The 18,846-nt window shown below is 67.8% G+C and carries 21 protein-coding genes; 9 read left to right on the top strand and 12 right to left on the bottom strand.

Annotated features, from left to right (window positions below; genetic code table 11):
* Positions 1 to 509: 509 nt before the first annotated feature.
* The 5 genes from POF73_RS33390 to POF73_RS33370 form a co-directional block, all read right to left on the bottom strand.
* Positions 510 to 1,070, bottom strand: coding sequence for a hypothetical protein (locus POF73_RS33390; protein WP_272122788.1), 561 nt, complete (start codon positions 1,068 to 1,070; stop codon positions 510 to 512).
* Positions 1,071 to 1,139: 69 nt separating this feature from the next.
* Positions 1,140 to 1,334: a hypothetical protein gene (locus POF73_RS33385; protein WP_272122787.1), complete on the bottom strand. Its 195-nt coding sequence runs from the start codon at positions 1,332 to 1,334 to the stop codon at positions 1,140 to 1,142.
* Positions 1,331 to 2,278 (bottom strand): hypothetical protein, encoded by a 948-nt coding sequence (locus POF73_RS33380; RefSeq protein WP_272122786.1) that lies wholly within the window; start codon positions 2,276 to 2,278, stop codon positions 1,331 to 1,333. Before POF73_RS33380 ends, POF73_RS33385 begins: the two co-directional genes overlap by 4 nt.
* 216 nt (positions 2,279 to 2,494) lie before the next feature.
* Positions 2,495 to 3,040, bottom strand: coding sequence for a hypothetical protein (locus tag POF73_RS33375; RefSeq protein ID WP_272122785.1), 546 nt, complete (start codon positions 3,038 to 3,040; stop codon positions 2,495 to 2,497).
* Between the two features lie 605 nt (positions 3,041 to 3,645).
* Positions 3,646 to 3,906 (bottom strand): transposase, encoded by a 261-nt coding sequence (locus POF73_RS33370; RefSeq protein ID WP_272122816.1) that lies wholly within the window; start codon positions 3,904 to 3,906, stop codon positions 3,646 to 3,648.
* A gap of 575 nt (positions 3,907 to 4,481) precedes the next feature.
* Here POF73_RS33370 and POF73_RS33365 point away from each other — a divergent pair.
* A complete protein-coding gene (locus POF73_RS33365) occupies positions 4,482 to 4,619 on the top strand; it encodes a hypothetical protein (RefSeq protein WP_272122784.1) in 138 nt (45 codons plus the stop codon).
* 617 nt (positions 4,620 to 5,236) lie between these two features.
* Here the strand turns inward: POF73_RS33365 and POF73_RS33360 are convergent.
* The 3 genes from POF73_RS33360 to POF73_RS33350 form a co-directional block, all read right to left on the bottom strand.
* Entirely contained in the window at positions 5,237 to 6,148 is a 912-nt protein-coding gene (locus tag POF73_RS33360) for a hypothetical protein (protein WP_334313639.1), read from the bottom strand.
* 327 nt (positions 6,149 to 6,475) lie between these two features.
* Entirely contained in the window at positions 6,476 to 6,649 is a 174-nt protein-coding gene (locus POF73_RS33355) for a hypothetical protein (RefSeq protein ID WP_272122783.1), read from the bottom strand.
* Positions 6,650 to 6,707: 58 nt separating this feature from the next.
* Positions 6,708 to 7,049 (bottom strand): hypothetical protein, encoded by a 342-nt coding sequence (locus POF73_RS33350; protein ID WP_272122782.1) that lies wholly within the window; start codon positions 7,047 to 7,049, stop codon positions 6,708 to 6,710.
* Positions 7,050 to 7,265: 216 nt separating this feature from the next.
* On the opposite strand from POF73_RS33350, the gene POF73_RS46080 reads away from it, so the two are divergent.
* The gene (locus POF73_RS46080; protein WP_334313641.1) at positions 7,266 to 8,354 is read left to right on the top strand and encodes a hypothetical protein; all 1,089 of its coding nucleotides are present in this window, start codon (positions 7,266 to 7,268) and stop codon (positions 8,352 to 8,354) included.
* A gap of 10 nt (positions 8,355 to 8,364) precedes the next feature.
* Here the strand turns inward: POF73_RS46080 and POF73_RS33340 are convergent, their stop codons facing one another.
* From POF73_RS33340 to POF73_RS33325, 3 genes are all read right to left on the bottom strand, one after another.
* Positions 8,365 to 8,865: a GNAT family N-acetyltransferase gene (locus tag POF73_RS33340; protein WP_272122781.1), complete on the bottom strand. Its 501-nt coding sequence runs from the start codon at positions 8,863 to 8,865 to the stop codon at positions 8,365 to 8,367.
* 299 nt (positions 8,866 to 9,164) lie between these two features.
* Positions 9,165 to 9,431 carry a hypothetical protein gene (locus POF73_RS33330; protein ID WP_334313638.1) on the bottom strand — a complete coding sequence of 89 codons (267 nt, stop codon included), beginning with the start codon at positions 9,429 to 9,431 and terminating at the stop codon, positions 9,165 to 9,167.
* A gap of 103 nt (positions 9,432 to 9,534) precedes the next feature.
* Positions 9,535 to 10,131: a TetR/AcrR family transcriptional regulator gene (locus POF73_RS33325; RefSeq protein WP_272122779.1), complete on the bottom strand. Its 597-nt coding sequence runs from the start codon at positions 10,129 to 10,131 to the stop codon at positions 9,535 to 9,537.
* An 88-nt stretch (positions 10,132 to 10,219) separates the two neighbouring features.
* Here POF73_RS33325 and POF73_RS33320 point away from each other — a divergent pair, with 88 nt between their 5' ends.
* The 4 genes from POF73_RS33320 to POF73_RS33305 all read left to right on the top strand — a co-directional run bounded on the left by POF73_RS33320 (position 10,220) and on the right by POF73_RS33305 (position 14,258).
* Positions 10,220 to 11,836 (top strand): FAD-binding oxidoreductase, encoded by a 1,617-nt coding sequence (locus POF73_RS33320; RefSeq protein ID WP_272122778.1) that lies wholly within the window; start codon positions 10,220 to 10,222, stop codon positions 11,834 to 11,836.
* A gap of 859 nt (positions 11,837 to 12,695) precedes the next feature.
* On the top strand, positions 12,696 to 13,076 hold the full coding sequence (locus tag POF73_RS33315) for an ArsR/SmtB family transcription factor (RefSeq protein ID WP_272122814.1): 381 nt from the start codon (positions 12,696 to 12,698) through the stop codon (positions 13,074 to 13,076).
* Positions 13,060 to 13,593, top strand: coding sequence for an SRPBCC family protein (locus POF73_RS33310; protein WP_272122776.1), 534 nt, complete (start codon positions 13,060 to 13,062; stop codon positions 13,591 to 13,593). The genes POF73_RS33315 and POF73_RS33310 overlap by 17 nt, the downstream gene beginning before the upstream one ends.
* Positions 13,593 to 14,258, top strand: a complete 666-nt coding sequence (locus POF73_RS33305; protein ID WP_272122775.1) for a dihydrofolate reductase family protein — start codon at positions 13,593 to 13,595, stop codon at positions 14,256 to 14,258. The genes POF73_RS33310 and POF73_RS33305 overlap by 1 nt, the downstream gene beginning before the upstream one ends.
* A gap of 511 nt (positions 14,259 to 14,769) precedes the next feature.
* Here the strand turns inward: POF73_RS33305 and POF73_RS33295 are convergent.
* A complete protein-coding gene (locus tag POF73_RS33295; protein WP_272122774.1) occupies positions 14,770 to 15,780 on the bottom strand; it encodes a YhjD/YihY/BrkB family envelope integrity protein in 1,011 nt (336 codons plus the stop codon).
* Positions 15,781 to 15,985: 205 nt separating this feature from the next.
* Between POF73_RS33295 and POF73_RS33290 the strand changes: the two genes are divergently transcribed.
* The 3 genes from POF73_RS33290 to POF73_RS33280 all read left to right on the top strand — a co-directional run bounded on the left by POF73_RS33290 (position 15,986) and on the right by POF73_RS33280 (position 18,761).
* On the top strand, positions 15,986 to 16,669 hold the full coding sequence (locus POF73_RS33290) for a GAP family protein (RefSeq protein WP_272122773.1): 684 nt from the start codon (positions 15,986 to 15,988) through the stop codon (positions 16,667 to 16,669).
* Between the two features lie 371 nt (positions 16,670 to 17,040).
* A complete protein-coding gene (locus POF73_RS33285; protein WP_272122772.1) occupies positions 17,041 to 17,397 on the top strand; it encodes an effector-associated constant component EACC1 in 357 nt (118 codons plus the stop codon).
* On the top strand, positions 17,397 to 18,761 hold the full coding sequence (locus POF73_RS33280; protein ID WP_272122770.1) for a caspase family protein: 1,365 nt from the start codon (positions 17,397 to 17,399) through the stop codon (positions 18,759 to 18,761). The genes POF73_RS33285 and POF73_RS33280 overlap by 1 nt, the downstream gene beginning before the upstream one ends.
* Positions 18,762 to 18,846: the final 85 nt, after the last annotated feature.

Below are 18,846 nucleotides of genomic sequence, written 5' to 3'. Positions count from 1 at the left end.
CCCTGGTTCCCGACGACCTCGGCCACACAGCAGGTTGTCGAACAGGAGTGTCATTCGGGCGGGTACTCCGTGGTCGAGGTGACCGGTGTTCGTCACCCAGAACCGGAATCGCGATGACGATGTCCCCGCCCGGTGTCCGAGCCAGACCCGTCCGCGCTCAGCTGCCCCGGTGACCAGGTTGGGCTGTGCTCCGGCTGCCAGCAACGGCTGCACAGATCGAACGACGACGGGTACACGAGCACACGGAGCTCCTGGCAGTACGGGCGATCTTGGTCGAGAACCCGTCTACCAGGAGCGTCCTCGTTGCGCAGGAGCGTTCAACTCCTGGTCAGCACAGCAGGTTGAAGAACCCTCACTGACGGCCGCCCTCCGCCCCCGGATGTCGGGCACCGGAGACGCTTCGGGCGGCGACACCAGACCGCGCGTGCCCGGCCCGCCACGCGGGTGCGGATCGTGGCCGCACAGAACTCAGGCAGCTCCGACACTGTTGCTCAAAGAGCGTCCACCGCTCAGCCGTCACAACCGTCGATGTCGTCGTCACACCCCTCCACCGCGTCCTGGGCGATGGTGCCCAGGCGCCACAGGATCAGGCCGGTGCCGTTCTTGACCGGGTCGACTCGTGCGGTGAACGGCTTACCCGCGGGGATGTTGAACTGGTCGGCCTCCCGGTCCCCACACTCGATCCCGTACGCCTGCTCCTGATCGCCTCGCGACAAGGTGAGGGTGAGTTCCCCGATCCCGTCTGTGTCACAGGTGATGCTGAGCAGGTACGGCCGGTCGCCGGGCGTCTTGTGCTTCTTGTCCATGCCGCTCGCGACGAACGCGCTCGCGGTGTCGACGAGTTCCGGACGCGCGTCGCTGTCGGAGGCCGATTTCAGGGCCCGCTCCGCCCGCTGCATCGCGTCATCCGGCTCCCAGGCCCGGCTGCCGTCACCAGGCTGCTTGCTCTGCCGGCCGGCGGGCGCCGATGACCGGTCCGCTGCGCCGTTCGGCTCCTCCTTGGCTTCGGCACAGCCGGCGAGCAGAGCGATCGTTGCGACGTAGACCGGCAGGAATTGACGTATACGCATGTATCCACCGTAGGTACGGGGCCGGTGGCGGGGCCGTCGCCCCGCCGCCGGCTCAACGCGGGTTGTTGCTCACTTGTCTGCGGTGATCCGCCGCAGCAGACCGGGGCCGCACACCGAGTCGCAGGACTCTTCGGCGGCTGTCTCCTCTCCGGCGGGCCGGCCGCTGTGCTGCCCGCGACGGAGCGCGGTACCCCTGGCGGGCGGGGGCACGAGCTGGTACTCCCGGCCCAGCGCGACGGCCTGGGTGTTTCCGTAGACCGTCACTTCTCCGTCGGACCAGCGGACGAAGAGGTCGTCCTCCCCCACAGGTTGCCGCCGAACTCGCCGGGCACAAGGACACGGGAGTGGGTCCACAGCTGGTTCGCGGGCTTGAGCTTCCGCTCCTTCTTCAGACTGTTGGCGCCGAGGTCCTCGTACACGGTGAGTTCACCGTCGGACCAGCGGACGAGCAGGTCGAAGTCGGAGTTGGTGGTGCCGTCGAAGTCGCCGCCCGCGATGATCGTGGCGTGGTTCTTCCACAGGTCATTGGAGGCCTGGAGCTTCTGCTCGGCGTGGAAGCCCGTGCCGTCGACGTTGGTGTACTTCGTCACCTCGCCGTCGACCCAGCGCACGACCACGTCGTCGGGCCACTTGTTGCCGCCGAACTTGCCGGTCGCCAGGCCCTTGGCGTACTTCCATGTCGAACCGGCAGCGGCGATCTTGATCTCGTTCGCCGGGTGCTGATCGCTGGCGGTGGGCAGTTTCGTCGTCTCGTCGATGTCCTTGTAGATCGTGACTTCGCCGTCGCTCCACTTGACCATCAGGTCGAAGGCGTTGGAACCGGTGTAGTCGCCCGCGGTGATGACCTCGGCGTGGTCCGCCCACAGTTTGTTGGGCTTCGCCAGCCGGGTCTCGCAGGGCTGGCCGGCAGTGCAGCCGGTGTAGAAGCCCTGTGACTGGTCGCCCGGGTACAGGGTGACCTCTCCATCGGACCACTTGACGATCAGGTCGCCGTCCTGCGTCTTCTGCGAGGACGTGTGGAACTGGCCGGTGGCGGCGGCTTCGGCATGGGTCCACAGGCCGGCGTCGCCCATGCCGTCGATCCCGGTCGGTCGATCCGGTGCGGAGTCGTTGACCGCATGGTTGTACAGGCGCACCACATCGGCGTCGAACTGGGAGGAATAGGAGACGTTGTCGAACTTTCCGCCCGTCTTGTATCCGCCGATCACGCCGATGACATCTCCCCGTTTGCCATCGAAGTTCCGCAGGAACGGGCTGCCGGACACACCGGGGGCAAACCCGTCGCAGGCTATCTCCAGGAAGCGACCCTCGAACTCCTTGGTGGTGGTCGAGGGGCAGACGAGCGGCGACTTGGCCCCGCTCGGAAAGCCGATCAGGGAAACATTCTTCTGGTTCAGGTTCCCGGAGGCCGGCAGCGTGGTCAGTTAGTTACCCATCCCCGTGGCGTTCTCCAGGAACTGGCCCTTGGAGTTCGGGCCGGTCTTCAGGAAGGCGAAGTCGAGGTCATCCGCCTTCACCGTGCCCTGGGACAGATAGCGCCCGTCGATCCAGATCTTGCCCTTCTTGATCGGGAAGATTCCGTACGGTGCGATGCCCTTGGCTTTGTTGTTCGGGTCCACCTTCCACCCCGGGGCGAAGGCGAGATTGCGGAACCGGTCGTTGTCGTTGAGGCAGTGCGCGGCACTGAGCACCAGTGACTTGGTGGGCGAGGCCACCGAGGAGGCGGAACAGAACTGGTCGCGCTTGCCCGGATCCGACTGCGGGTCGTCGTCCTGGCTGATCAGGAAGACACCGGCGGTGGCCACACCGTTGTTGTCGACGTGCGAGGGAGACCTCATGAGGCCGCGCAGCGTCGGCGAGCCCTCAACACCCTTGTCCGGATTGGCGGGCACCGCCTCCGCGATGCGCTCCGGCGCCCAGTACGCCTCCGCCCTCTTCGCCTCCGCGATCTCCTCGGGTGTCGCCTTCAACCCGTCATCCGGCGTTGCCGATTCCTTGGGATCCGCGGAGCCTCCCGGCTTCGCCTTCGCGGGACCCTCCGGCTTCGAGGGGCCCGCCTCAGAACTGGGAGCAGGGGATGCCGGAGCAGTGGTTTCCTGCTTCGCCTCATCCGTAGGCCGGAACGTGGACGGGATACCTGACGGCGCGAGGGAGGCATCCTCCCGGGTGCCCGGAACCCCAGAGGAGCCGGACGGCGTCGCAGTCGGCACGGCAGAAGTGGACGTTGCCGATGCCACGCCGGGCGAGGCAAGCAGGATCGCCGCGGCCGCGCCGACCGCGGCAAGACGGACGGACGTTTGTGTTCGGTGGTGCATCAAGTACTTTCTGGACATGCGGCAGTTGTGGTCCGCACAGGTCACCCCCGTGGCCCGCCGCACGGTCGGCGAGGCAGGGCGTTGGGGCCGTAGTGAGTCAGGACTGCTGGGATGTTGTCCTGAATGTCTCTTCGGGATCTCCGTTCGCTGGTGGCACACCAGGGCATCCACTGGTGTTGCGCATCAGGTCAGAGGGACGTTTCCGCTCGATGGTTGCCCGTTGCACACGTTTTCCTTACGTCACCTTCACGGCCGGTGAGTCAACGACTGGGCGAAGGTCTGCTCGACGACGTAGCGGAGTTCGCCCAGGCCCTTGATGTTCGGGGGCCCTTGCGTGAGATCACCGGCAGGATGCGTCGCCTGCGTAGTTCCCGGCGGTTGGGATTGCTGTCGTATCCCTTGTCGCCGAGCAGCGCTTCAGGCCGCCGCCGGGGGCGGCCCGACTTGCCCGCGAGGGGCGGGATGCCGTCGACCAGAGCCAGGGTCTGCGTGACGTCGTTGACATTGGCCGCGGTGGTGATGGACCTTGAACGGGGTGCCGCGGGCCGTCGCAGACCAGGTGGTGCTTACTTTGGCTGCACGACCCAACTGCCCATCAGCCGGGTGGCCTTGAGCACTTCCACATCCTCCTGCACTGCTTCGACCGCATCAACGACTCCGCCCGCAACGACTCCTGGCCCCGGCCGTCTGCTCTGTCGGCAGCCCGACCCGACCCGGCGCGGCGGCGACGCGCGACACCGGCGAGCACGCCCCGATCCCCGGCTGCGTCCGCGCCGCCCATCCCGCCCCTCCCTCATCCTCAACTCCAGCCAGGACATGGGCGAACGGGGGCCGCAACGGGGATGTCAGCGCCCCGACCACGCCGTGCACCCATGGTGACCCGCCCGGACTCGGGTGCGACGTGACGGGTCGCGCAACACCTACCGCAGCGCCCAGCGCAACACGTCGCGCAGCATCCACCGCAACACCCAGCGCACCTCCCGGGGGCCACGTGGCTGCTGCCCGACCGGGCGCGGTTCGAACGACAGTGCCATTCGAGCGGCTATTCTGCGGTCGAGGTGACGGGTGTTCGTCGCCCGGAACAGGACCTCCCGCGATGACTACGCCCCCGCCTCCGCTCTCGGAGCCAGACCCGTCCGCGCTGATCTGCCCCGGCGACCAGGTCGGTCTGTGCGCCGGCTGCCAGCGCAAGACCCACCGCTACGGCAGCGGCGGCAGCCCTCTGTGCAGCTGATGCATGAAAACCGGTGGCGGACATCTGGGGCCCGCGGGTGACCTACGTCAGCACCCGCAAGGCCAAGGCGGCCCAGGCCGGCCCGAGGCGGCATCAGGGAGAGCCGGTCACCACCAGGGCTCCGTCGCTCGCCCGTCGGGTCCCGCGCAGTGTCAGCCGCGGAGACGAGTAGAGCAGCGCACCGCCGCGGTACAGCTCGTCGCGGTACGACTCAGCCCGTTCCAGATCATGCCCTTGCTTTCATGACCGCCGAACGCCTGCGAGCACCACCAGGTCCAGCAGATCCCCCAGTGCGTCCTGCACACAGCTGGCCGGTGAACCTCTCGTGCCGCACTGCGGGCAGTTGCACCTCGGCGAACAGCAGCGCCGTTCCCGCCGCCGCGGTCGCAGCGCCGTCCGAGCGCAGACGGCGGTCTACTGTCTGATCCCTGGAACACCACCAGGACGGCTCCGCCCAGCGAAGAACCCGCAGGGCCTACAGGCCCACGGGGTGGAACACGCTGGTTCCTGTGCTTCCGTCCCCCGACGCTTGAAAATGGCTCTGGCCGCAGTTCCGGATGCTGTTGGTGATCTCTAGAGGTGCGCCGACGTGTGCTGCCTGTCGGGTGGGCCAGGCTTCAGCAGCTTCGCATCAGGTCGGCCAGGAGAAATGCCTCGGCATCTTCGCGAGGGCGTGAAAGGTACAGCGTCGTGTGGAAGCAGCCGTGTGTCTCCTTCCCGTGGGGCTCTTCGCCGGCCGCAGTCACGGCATCTATGGCGTATTGCTGCTCGTCCGCGCCGGCGAAGCGGCGTTGTGGGAATGTTCGCGTGGCGTCCCTTTCCGTGACCAGTCCGTGTGAGGCCAGGCATGCGGCAATGGACTGGTAGGAGCCGGTACGCAGCACGAAGGCGGCAACCCACACCGGATCGTGGGCACAGGTCAGGAGCCGTTGGAAAGTACGAGGGGACAGGAAGCTCGTCCCGCCGGTGATCGTGATCAGCCGGGCGCGTTTCGCGGCGCGGCGCAGAGCCGCAGAGGCAGTCGCGGTTTCGAGGTTCTCGGCGAACCCTTCCTCCAACAGGCCGACTGCGCAGGCGTAGGAGATGGCGTTCGCGGCCGCGTCGAGTCCGATCACCCGGACCGGGTCAGGGCGCCGTCGAGCCGCGTAATAGGCGCGGTCCCACTCGATCAGCTCGGCGGTGGTGAGCGCAGTGGCCTGCGGCGATGTGTAGTGGGCATACAGGTCATCCAACGTCACTCGATGATTGAGAAGGGCGGCGTTGATGCCGTATGAACAGCAGATGTCCAGCATCGTTGCCGGTTCTGCCGGGTGGGCTTCCAGATCGCAAGCCGCGAGCACGCGACGGAAGATGCCCTGCGCATGGTGGGGTGTTTGGTACTCCAGCGGGCCCAACACGCGGAAATAGGCCCGAGGGTCCGGCTGATCATAGATGTCATCGAACTGTGTCATGCCTGTGGTGATGGGAACAGCCCTCGCCTGCGAGGCGCTGACCTCGGATGTTGTTCCGCTGTTCCGCGCGTTGGTCATCGCACTCATGCTCCTCGCTCTGGCTGGGCCCGCAATACCGCAAGGCTGAATGACCACCGTGCGGAGTGGGAACAGGGCAGAGATGAAACCGGCCATGCACCGCTGCAGTGCACAGGCGAAGATCACCAACGGCATCAGTTCCGTGACGGCCTACGTCCTCATGCCGAGTGCTGATGCTTGTACAGCCTTGGCATGGCGGGATCAGACACAGGCACTGACGCCGAACTGTCCAACCGCAGCTACCGGCTACACGGCCGGTGGGTCTAGCTCAGGAAGCGCGACCCCCGTGTGCTTCAGAAGGAGAGGCCGACGCACTCGGCAGGCGCGCTACGGCAGGCGTGACGCGGGCCAGGCCGGCTTCCACCGCCAGGACGTCCACGCGTCGGCGTCCGCGAACGGACCGGAGCGTTCTTCGACCATCGCGAGGACCCGGGCGCGGGCGTCGTCGACGGCCTGGTGCTCTGTGTCGCTGATGACGCCGAGCCGTCGCACCAGGTCCACGGTGAGGTCGAAGGAGCGAACCCGTCCGTCGAACGGCGGGTGGGTGTTCGAAGTTCACTTACCAGTTGCGCATCCCGGCCTCCGCGTAGAAGGCGTTGATGCTGAACCGCGCGGCCGGCGGCTTCCACAGCAACAGCTCGGTCTCGTGCCACACCGTCGGCGCCAGCTCCCACTCCCCCGCGGCCATCGCGTCGAACGCCTCGGTGCGCACCGCCCGGTCACCGTCGGCGCGGGCCCTGGCATACAGGACCGGCCAGCGGGCTTCGGCGCCGGGCGCGCAGGCCGTCACCAGAGCCTCGCTCGTGTCGATGACGACCCGAAGGGCCTGTTCGCCCCACACGCGGCCACTGCGGTACACATCGCGCCGTACGACCGTCTGCCCCGTCTCGAAACCCTGCACCTGTGCCTCCTCCGTCCCCGGGCCGGGTGTCTGGCTTGCGGTGTCCAGCCCAGTGCCGACCAGGGGGCTGGGTGACTCTGTCGGTGAGTCGCGATGTCGTTTGTCGTTGAGTGCGGATGGCACCACCCTCTCGGCGAAGGCGAAGTCGCCGAATTTTAGAGGCACTTGGGTCCTTGTGGTGGGACGGTGGTTGTACTTCTCCCGCTGGGGGCGCCAATGCGTCTGTCGAAATCCAAGGCCGATCTGTATGCGGCGATCCGCCGTGACCACCGTGCCGGTATGTCGATGCGTGCGCTGGAGCGCAAGTACAGGGCGACCTGGCAGACGGTCCGCAAGGCACTGGATCTGGTCTGGCCCGAGCCGCGCAGGAAGCTGCCCCCTCGCCCGACCAGGCTGGATCCCTACATGCCGGTGATCGACGGGATGCTGCGCAAGGATCTGGACGCTCAGCCGAAGCAGCGGCACACCGCGAAGCGGGTCTTCGAGCGGTTGCTGGACGAGTACGCGGCGACGGAGATCTCGTATCAGCTGGTTCCGCGGCTACGTTGCGACGCGTCGTGGGGAGATCCGCCCGGGAAGCGAGGCGGGGGCCGTCGGAGGTGTCCGTGCCATCACCATATGACCGACAACAACGTCCGCCCAGCCCCTGCTTCGGGCGGACCGCCCCCCACGCGGGCCCGCCGCATGCGAGCGTTTGTTGAAGAAGAGGCCCAGATCCCCGACGCGCCGGGGCGCCTGTGCTCGGATGTGGTCATGGAGCCGATATGGACGAGCGTTGTGGCAGTGGCAGGCACGCTGTTGGGTGCCGTTGTGACCTATCCATTTCAGCGACTCGCGGCGAAGCAACAGAGGTTGCGCGACGAGCGGATCGCCGCGTATACCTCCTTCGCGACTGCGGTGGAGGACTTCCGGCATGGCCAGGCCGAGCGCTTCTTCCGCAAGCAGGAGGATCCTGATGGGGAGGCGTACCAGAGGGCTTACCACGAGGGCCACCGTCTGCGGAAAGTCGCATGCCAGGCGTTCTACCGCGTCAAGCTGGTCACCGAGGACGACACCCTGGTGGCCCGGGCACCAGGCGGCTCTGAACTATACGCGCGACATATCGACGGCCGAGGGCACGGGAGCACGGAACCGACTGAACAGGACGGCCAAGGAGGCCATCGAGGCCTTCGTCGACTACGCGTCGAGGCATGTCCGGTGACCGAGACCGGCACACCGCTCCGGAGGCCCATTCGCCCCGGTCGCATGAGCATCGAGGCCCCGACCTGCGCCGAAACACCACTCGCCTTGTTATGTGCAGCTTAGGCAAAGCTTCTTACGGCAGAGAGCGAGTAAGCCACACCAGTTCGCCACGGTCATCTGTTGAGACATGATCGCGCTCGAACCTGAGCTTTTCGAGGACGCGAAACGATGGCGCGTTCCAGGGACGCACTGTCGACCAGAGCCGCTTCCGCCCAGTCGTGATCGCGGCGTCGAGCACGGCGGAGGCCGCCTCAGTTGCATAGCCCTGTCCGTGCACGCGCCGGAACAACTCGTACGCGATCTCCGGCTCGTCGACAGAAGCCTGACCGACGGTGAGCCCGCAATACCCGATGAAGTCGCCCACATCGCGGCGGATGACGGCCAGCAGAGCAATTCCTGTCAGTGCCGACGCAGTGCGCTGATCCTCGATCATCCGCTGGTTGTGCTCGATCGAGGGCGTGCCATCGCCCCGTTCGGAGACGAGCGTGCGATGGGCATCGACATCGGACTCGGTCCACGGCCGCAACGTCAGTCGAGCGGTTTCGAGTCGGAGCGGCATCGGCAGATACGGCATGGCAACACCCTATTGACGCTCTGCCCTCGCACCCGAGTGACATCGAAACTCACCGACATTCGGATGTCAGCAAGCCCTCTGGATGACATCCGAACTCATCGACAAACGACACTCATTGAGAGCTATACAGCCAGTCGTAGGTGGTCCGGTCCAAGACGTGAGTGAAGGGACCAGGAGCGGAGGAGGCGCGGCGGGGGGTTTCCACGGCGTCGATGCCCTGGCCGAGTTGCAGGTCCATCAGCACCACGGCCGGGGCGGGTTTGGCGGTCGGCGCGAACGCCTCCTCGCGCGGGTAGTGGTCATGGGAGCGCCTCCAGGGGGACGGCGGCGGACAGGAGGGTGCCCTCGCCGGGCGCGGACTCTACGGTCAGGGCGCCACCGAGGGCACGTAGCCGGGGTCCGCATCGCGACGGTCCGTGGCCACGTTCCGCGCCTGAGGAATCGGGCGGTGCGGCCAGGGCGAAACCGTGGCCGTCGACCGTGACGTCGAGGACGACCGTGTCGTCGAGGACGGGGAGAGCGAGGGCGGCGGCGTCGACGGCGGTATGTCCGCTGACGTCGGCCAAAGCTCCCTGGCCGATGCGTATCAGGACGGACTGGACCCGGTCGGTGGGGCGGGGATGCGGCCGTCGTCGTCCGCGTGGACGCGTACGGAGAGATGCACCTGGGTCAGCCGATGCCGAGCGCCACGAGGAGGCGGGCGCAACGGGCCACCATCTCGGAGGTGTTCTGGTCCGGGTGCCCGAGCCACCAGCGCATGACGGCTGTGACGGTGTGCTGCCAGACGTGGTTGAGCAGGTCGTGGTCGAGTGGGTCCTCGTGGCCGGCGCGGGCCAGCAGCTGCGCGGCGCCGGCGGCGCCCATGGCGGCGAGGCGCTCGCGGTAGAGGCTGACGGCGTTGTGCATCTCCCCGGCCGACGGCACGGCGGGGTCGTAGAGGACCGACCAGGCGTACCGGCAGTGCTCGACGGCGGTGAAGATCGCCGTGAGGGTGTCGATGGCGTGACCGGTCGATCCGCTGCGGGACCGGGCGGCGGCCACCGAATCCACCAGGAGTGCGCCGACGTGGTGGACGCAGGCGAGGTACAGGCCGTCCTTGGAGTCGAAGTAGCTGTAGATCAGCGGCTTGGAGATCCCCGCACGTCGGGCCACGGTGGCGACGGACACGCTTGCGTAGCCGTGCCTGCCGAACTCCTCCACGGCCACGTCGATGATCTGCCGCTCCCGATCGACGCGGGAGACACCCTTGGTTCCGGCCTTGCCCATGAGCTCATCCTAGCCAACGATATGACTGAACGGTAATTTACCTCAGGGTCAATTCCAGGCAGTTCGAAGGCAGGGAGAGCGGGGAGACATGACGCGATCGTGGTGGGGCTGGGGCAACGTCGAGGACGCCGTGGGTGGTGCGGAACTCAATACGCTGCTGAGGCGGGTGCAGGCCCTGATGCCGGGCGAGCTGACAGATCACGAGCCGCCGAGCATCGCCTCGCTCGGTCTGCCCGGGCCGCGCGTGACCCCACCGGCCTCGCTCGCCGGCCTGTGCTCCGCCGACCCGGCCGACCGGGCGGCGCACGCGCACGGCAAGTCGTTCCGGGACGTGGTGCGCAATCTGCACGGTGATCTGGGCCATGTACCGGATCTCGTCGCCCGGCCCCGCGATGAACGCGACGTCACCGACTTGCTCGACTGGTGCACACGTGAGGGCCTCGCGGTGGTTCCGTTCGGGGGTGGCAGTTCGGTGGTCGGCGGAGTCGAGCCGCGGTGCGACGATCACCCCGCCGCCGTCACCATCGATCTCGAACGTCTGAACAGGGTCCTGGAGATCGACACCACGAGCCGGGCCGCGAGGATCCAGGCGGGCGTGTTCGGCCCGCGACTGGAGGACCAGCTGAGGCCACACGGCCTGACCCTGCGTCACTTCCCGCAGTCCTTCGAGTTCTCCACGCTGGGCGGCTGGCTCGCCACCCGTGCGGGCGGGCATTACGCGACGCTGTACACGCACATCGACGACCTCGTCGAGTCGATGCGCGTGGTGACGCCCGTCGGGATCAGCGAGTCGCGGCGGCTGCCGGGCTCGGGCGCGGGACCGTCGCCGGACCGGCTGTTCCTGGGCAGCGAGGGAACACTGGGGATCATCACCGAGGCATGGATGCGCCTACAGGAGCGCCCGCGTTGGCGTGCCGGTGCCTCCGTGCGCTTCAGCGATTACGACTCGGCCGTGGCGGCGACCCGGGCCGTCGCGCAGAGCGGGCTGAACCCGGCGAACTGCCGCCTGCTCGACGCGACCGAGGCACTGATCAACGCAGGCGTGAGCGTCGGCGGCGGCGTACTCGTTCTCGCCTTCGAATCGGCGGACCACCCCGTGCGTGCCTGCTTGGAGCGAGCCGTGGAACTGTGCCGGGACCACGGAGGAGAGCCGTCCGCCGACACCGCGGGACGGTCCGGCGGCAGCGCGCCAAGCGAGTCCGATGGCAACGCGCATGGTGAGTCCGCCGCCGGTACATGGCGCTCGTCGTTCCTGCGCATGCCCTACCAACGGGACGCGTTGGCCCGCCACTCGGTGATCGCCGAGACCTTCGAGACGGCCTGCACCTGGGACACGTTCGGCGCACTGCATGACGCAGTCACCGAGGCGGCCCGGCGGGCCATCGCCGAGGTCGCCGGGACGGGAGTGCTCACATGCCGGTTCACCCATGTCTACCCGGACGGCCCGGCGCCGTACTTCAGCGTGTACGCGCCCGGGCGCTGGGGCGGCATGGTCAGTCAGTGGGACCACGTCAAGGCAGCGGTGTCCGAGGCGATCGCGGCAAGCGGCGGCACGATCACCCATCACCATGCGGTCGGCCGCGATCACCGGCCCTGGTACGACCGCCAGCGTCCCGGCCCCTTCGCCGCCGCACTCAACGCTGCCAAGTCCGCTCTGGACCCCGCCGGCGTCCTCAATCCCGGGGTGCTACTACCGGCGCGGTGACCACAGGGCTCACCGGCCTGTCCCCCGGTGCGCCCCGAAAATCGGGTGCCTGCCGACGAACCCCTGGACTACGGTGATCCTCGTTCAGGTGCGCAGGCTGCGGCTACTTCGCCTCTCAAGCGGGTAACGCGGGTTCGAATCCCGCCATCGGCACGTGCCGGTGTCGTCCAGCGGCCCAGGACGCCTACAGTGCGCCGCCGCCGACCTCGATCTCTGAACGCCGACAGCACGAGCCGCTCGCCACGGGACCGGCGGGCGGCTTCGTCGTTCATGCCGTTGGGGCTTGCCCCAGCCTGGAGGCCACCCGGTGCGGAAGCCGTTCGACCGCTGATCCTCGCCGGTCGCTGTGAAGGGGAAGCCCTCACTGGTCGGGGATCGACCGGGGCGGGCACTTCGCCGCGATGGAGCAGCCGGAATCGTACGTCGGCGGCGTGCGGAACTTCGTGGGTGCACCGGATGGCCGGGGGTCTCCGGTAGCGGACGGAACGGACGCCGACAGATGCTCACAACGAGCAGCATCGCGGGCGTCCGATTCTTCGAACGTCCGGTCCTTCCGCCTATTCCTTGATCTCGTATCGCGGAATTGAGGCTCCCCCACAGTCAGATGTCCTTGCCGCTCTGCTCCTTGAGAGGCAACGAACTTGGTGAGGTTGTTGAACCTCTTGCCGTACTCGCCCCGGCCGTCGGCGTACGGCCGGTAGCCCTTGGACTGGTTGTAGGTTGCAGAGCGCCGGCTGGACGTCCGGGGAGCCGGCGGTCTTTGCGCCGTATGCGATCGTCGGACCCGCCAAGTCGCTGACCTCCTTCGTCATCGAGGGCTCTGGCGGCGCGGACCTGGCCGTTCTCACCGAGCTGGCCGCTGAAGTGGACCTCACCGTCGAGATCGGCCGGCAAGGCTCCTGGAACCGCAAACGCGATCGCCGAACCGCAGCGGCGGGAGATCCTGGTGCTGCTGCGTGGCGGCGAGCGGCCGGTGACCGAACTGGCGCGGGACCTGGGGATGACCCAGCCGCAGGCGTCCAAGCACCTGCGGGTGCTCCGCGAGGTCGGGCTGGTTCGAGTGCGCGGGGCGGGCAAGCAGCGGCTGTACGGCCTGAACGCCCACGGGCTGCAGCAGGTCCACGAGTGGGTGGGCGGCTTCGAACGGTTCTGGAACGAGACCTTCGACCGCCTGGACGAATACGTGCGAGATCTGAAGCAGGCACGGCAGGAGGAACCACCGGATGACGACGACCAGTAGCGGCGGCGAGCCTGACCACACGACCGCGGACCGCGAGATCGTGATCTCCCGGGTGATCGGCGCCCCGCGGGAGCTTGTGTTCGAGGCGTTCAGGCGAGTCCGGCACCTGTCGCGGTGGTGGGGACCGACAGGGTTCACCACCGCGACGCGGTCCTTCGAGTTCCGCATCGGCGGGGAGTGGGACTTCGTGATGCACTGGCCGGACGGGACCGACTACCAGGAGTGGATCACCTGGACCGAGATCGTCCCGCCACAGCGGATCGCGCTGCTGCACGGCGAGTCCCGCGACGACCCGAACGCCTTCGAGTCGGTCCTGACCATCGAGCCGGCCGGCCAGGACACCCGGATCGTGATGCGCACGGTGTTCCCCAAGGAACTGCGCGACGAGGCGGTGGAGAAGTACCACGCGATCGAGGGCGGCGAGCAGACGCTGCGCAACCTGGCGGCCTACCTCGCCGAACTCGCCCGGAACGACACCGGCCGGAACGAGACCGCACCGAAGGGAGCGGAGGGCTGATGGCCGGGAAGGTGTTCTTCAGCGTGACGATGTCCCTCGACGGCTTCATGGCACCCGAGCCCGTGCCGGCCGGGGACGCCTTCTCGCCCGAGAAACAGGACGATCCGGGTGTCAGGCGCTGGAATTCGAAGTGGTCGGAGCTGCAGGCGTGGTTGTTCCCGCAGCGGTTCATCCGGGAGAACCTCAAGCTCGGCGAGGGCGGCGAGGAAGGCATCGACAACGACATCGCTCGGGCGACGTACGAGCGCACCGGCGCGAGCGTCATGGGCAAGCGCATGTTCGACCTCGGCGAGCTGGCATGGCCGCAGGAGGCGCCGTTCCACACCCCGGTCTTCGTCGTCACCCATGAGAAGCGTGACCCGTGGGAGCGGCCTGGCGGCACCACCTTCCACTTCGTCACCGACGGCATCTCCAGCGCCCTCGACCATGCCCGCGAGGCCGCCGGCGAACGCGACGTCCGCATCGCCGGCGGCGCCCAGACGATCCAGGAGTACCTGGACAGCGGCCTGATCGACGAGTTCTCGATCACCCTCGCGCCCGTGCTGTTCGGCACCGGCATCCGCTTGTTCGACCACGTGGACCGCGCCCGCCTCGCCCTCGACCAGACCCGCACGGACGCATCATCCCGGGTGACCCACCTGACCTACGCCGTCGGGAAGCGGTAGCCAGGCGCACCACGCCAGGCCAGCGCCGCCCCACCCCGCGGCCCCGGTCACGCCACATGGGGCGCTGACCCAGCCGAGTACGGGGCACCGCTGCACCCGTGTGGAAAGCCCAGAAGTCAGCCGCCACCTGACCGGAGACCACCACGTCCCGCAGCATTGCTGAAATCCGACATCCCGCAGCATCGCTGAAATCCATCGACATACGCACGCCAGGTGCCGCCGGCCCCGTGGACGCCGAGAACTGGCTCGTCACTCTGCGCGCGGACTTGCAAACCACAGGCGATCTCACGGACCCGCGGGCCCGGGCGATCAACAGGCTGTTCTCGTGGAGGTGGCGGCGGATGATCCGGCCGCCCTCGACGGTGGGGCGCAGACCGAACGGCCCCTCGGGGACCTCCACGTCGTGCGAACGGTTCCCGAGGTGCACCGTAGGACCCCTTCGGTGCCGTCGACCAGGAAGAGACCAACGGCTTTCCCGTCTCACGCCACCGGCTGCACCCGAGCCGGACTGTCACGCGTGATCGGTCTCGCCGGGCGGGGACGTCGGGGTTCCCAGGCGGCGCCTCAGGAAGGGCTCTTGGGAGAGTACGGCGCCGGCGCTGAGGCCGACGGCAACGGCCACGCACACGACGATCAGCCAGGACAGCAGGACGAAGACCGACCCCGCGGAACCGTAATCGGCCAGTGCCCTGTTGAGCGCCCGTGGCATGTAGAGGTGCGCGGTCACGGACAGGACACTGACCGCGATCGCCGTGATGACAGCCCCTGGCAGCAGGGGCGCCCAGCGGACTGCACCGCCCAGCAGAAGGTGCTGGGTCCACCACCACATGGCCGTCTGCATGACCAGGACGACCGGAAATCCCAGCACCGCCCCCAGACCGAACCCGTTGCGCAGCATCCCTTGCACGACCAGCGCGCCGAGCCACAGGCCGATCCACGCCAGCCACCTCCACGGAGCGACCTTCGCCCCTGCCCGGGGCAGCAGCCAGGCCCGTCTGCACAGCCGCTGCACAGCGCGACTCACCGCGGTGGCCGACAGCAGCACCATCAGCACACCCACCAGGCCGGTCGCCTGGCGCAGATCGTCGCTCGGCGGCTGGAACGCCTGCTCAACCTGGGCCATGGCCGGCCCGGTCAGACCGAAGACGGCACGGATCGATGCGGAGACCTGGTCCTGCACGGCCGACGGCGCGTACGCACTCAGCACGAACAGCAACGGAACCGCCGTGAGGAAGCACTGCGCCGCGATGCGGGTGGCGGAGTCGAAGATGTTCACCGACACCATGCGGTCCACCAGCGCTGTGACCACCGGGAAGCGGGTCTCCACCCGCGCGTGGACGGCTTCCAGCCAGGCAGTCAGTTCCCCGATACGGCCACGCCACCATGACGCGCGCAGCAGGGAGCGGGTCCGCCGACGGGGGCCAGGTTCGCATTCCACCCCGCCGGCCCGGCCCGGCGGGGTGCCGGAGTCCTTGCCCGTACCCTCACGTCGCATCAACTGCCGGCGGCGGAGCCTGGGCATGGTGTCCGGATCCCTGTCGGCGACGGCACTGCTGCAAACGTCTCCATAGAGCCGCTCCTTCCCGTCTCCAGAGTGCGTGACGAAGCGGGCCGCGGCACCCCGCCGCACGCGCAGCCGACGGCTCACGGCCGTCACCCGTCAAGAGATGCGACGGGTGACGGCCGTGCATAGGCTCGACCCGTACGGTGCCTGATGGGATCGCCCCATGGTCTTCGACCTGCTGCTCATCGCCCTCGCCATCACGCTCGACCCACTCCCCCTCATGGCGTTCGTGCTGGTGGTGGCACACGCCAGAGGCGTACGGGCAGGGCTCACCTTCATCTCGGGATGGGTGGCGTGTCTCGTCGCGGTGATCGTTCTGGTCCTGACGCTGACCGGCGGGCAGCCACCGGAGCCGAGGTCGCCTCCGTCCACGGCGAGCCTCGTGGCCAAGCTCGTCATCGGGGTGGCGCTGGTCGTGTACGGCGTCCGCCGACACCGCCGCCCCGTCCACGACCACCCGCCGAGCGGGAACACCGCCTCGCCGCCACGCGACAGATCGTCCCTTTCCCTCACCGCCCGGATGGACCGCGGCTCCATCTGGCCCGCTGCAGGACTCGCCGTGCTTCTCCAGCCGTGGGGACTCGTCGCTGCGGGCGCCGTCACCGTGGTTGACGCCGATACCTCCCACCTCTCGACCTGGCTGGTGCTGTGCGCGTTCTGCGTCCTCGCAACCGCCAGTCTGCTCACGGCCGAGCTGTACGTCGCACTCAATCCGGCGGCGGCCCAGCGCCGGCTCCTGGGGCTGCGCACCTGGATGGAGGGCCACTCGCAGCAGGCCATCGTGCTCGGCAGTGTCGTGATCGGCCTGTGGCTGGTGGGGTGGAGCCTCTACGAGCTGGCCGGTTGAAGTCCTGGCTGACAGCACTCACCCGGATGATCCGAGCGGCTGCGTCACGTGCGTGCAGTGGTGTGGTCGCGGTGCGCACCCAAGCGCCGGTGCCGGGACGAGTCACGAAGGGCGGGGCTTTACAGGTCGTCGCTGCGGGCGGTGACCGATCCGGGTGTGGCCGGCCGTAGAACTGCTTGATGATGTTCTTGCGGCACACAGCGGGTCGAAGCCGATCAGCTGAGTGTGCTCGTCCACGCGCCCCTGTGGGCGCGAGTCGAAGCGCACATCCGGGCGGAGGGCACCACGCCCAACCACCTTCCCAAAGAGCACACTTGAGAAGCCGGCACCTACTAACCTGCCGCCAAGGTCGCGGTTTCGGGGGGACAGGTATGCGCATTCAGATCGCCGTGCAGGAAGAGGATCACGACACCCTCACCGACCTGTACCGCTGGCTACGGCAGGACCCGGACCTCAGGCAGCACGCGAAGATCGAACTGAACCCCGCCGTTGCCGCGGGCGCCATGGGCACGGTCGACGTGATCGACCTGATTCTGAGCCAGGGCTTCTCCGCTCTCAATCTCGCCCTGTCCTACTCCGCCTGGCGGCATGCACGCCGGGCACCCGCACCCGTCACCCTGATCGTCACGGGCGAGCCCCTCACCCTCGCGGACGGCTCCGAGGAGACGGTTCAACGCATTGCCGAGGCACTCCGGGCAGCCCAAAGACGCGTCCCGGAGAATGACTGATGGAACTCGCCGATCCCTCACGGTCCCGCGCCGTGCTGGTGGGCATCGACGACTACCGTCACCTTTCCGCCCTGCCATCGGTGCCGCGCACGGTCACGGCTCTCGCCGATCTGCTGAGCGCCCCAGACCTGTTCGGCCTCCGGCAGCCCGACCACTGCCGCATCCTTTCCGATCTCTCCTCCGATGCCATTCTCGATGCCGTGCACGACGCCGCGACGGAGGCCGAGGACACCTTCGTCTTCTACTTCGCCGGCCACGGCCTGATCTCCCACTCCGGGGATCTGCTCCTGGCATTGCCGAACTCCGATCACGGCCGCCTCTACCGGGCACTGCCCTACGAAGAGGTACGCCGCCTCGTGGTGGAGGAGTGCAACGCCCAGCGCAAGGTGGTCATCCTGGACTGCTGTTACAGCGCACGCGCCCTCACCGGCTACCTGGGCCCCACACCCGATGCGGCCGACCTCACCGATATCGAGGGCGCGTACGTGATGACCTCATCCGGCGCCACGAAGATCTCTCTGGCGCCCGAGGACGAGCCGTATACGTCATTCACCGGCGAACTGATCCGAGCCGTGTCCCAGGGCATTCCCGACGGCCCCGAGCTACTGACCATGGACACCCTCTACCGGCACGTCCGTGCCGAACTCAGGGCCAAGAACTGGCCTGATCCCCATCAACGGATCCGCAACAGCGGTGACTCCATCGCCCTGTTCCGCAACAGGGCACAGATCTCCAGGCCAGAACCTCACATCCCCGCACCAGATCCCGACTCCCCGGGCCCCGTGCACTTCTACTTCCTCGTCGACCGGGCCCTCGCCATGGCCGACCACGGAGTCCTCGCGGCGACCAACTTCGCGATACGGGAGTTGATCCCGGAACTACAGTCGATCAGCAGAAGCAATCCGGGCATCGGTCTGAAGTTCGGCGTCATCTCCTTCGCAGAGGTTGCTTCCTGGCACGTGCGCATGACACCGATCGATCAGTTCGCCTACCAGGACCTGAAGATCGGCAATTCGAGGTTCTCGGATCTCGGCGGGGCCCTGGGCCTGGTCAGCAACGAACTGGCCCACCCGCACTTTCCCGCGTTCTGTCCCCCGCCCGTCATCGCGGTCATGCTGGCCGGAACTCCCAAGTACAACTGGGTGCAAGGACTGCAACGCCTCGACATGACCCCGTGGGGGCCTCATACGGTGCGCCTTGCCATCCCGGTCACCGAGAACGCCGGCAGAGCCGATCTCATCGAGTTCCTGGCCAACTCGGAACATCGGCTGCTCCAAGCGAACAGCCCTCGCCGGGTGGCGGCCGCCATCCGCTGGATGCCACGCACTGTGTTCGACGGACGCCGACTCCCATCAGAGACATGACCAGCCCGTGAACGTGGCCGCACGGCACGGGGGTCAGCCACAGCGGGAACACGCGGATCCCGTCGGCCGGCAAGTGAAGCCTCTG

Source organism: Streptomyces sp. HD, from assembly GCF_028369295.1.
Lineage (GTDB): Bacteria > Actinomycetota > Actinomycetes > Streptomycetales > Streptomycetaceae > Streptomyces.
Note: the sequence above shows the minus strand (reverse complement) of the source record. Positions and strands in the feature narration are given on the sequence as shown.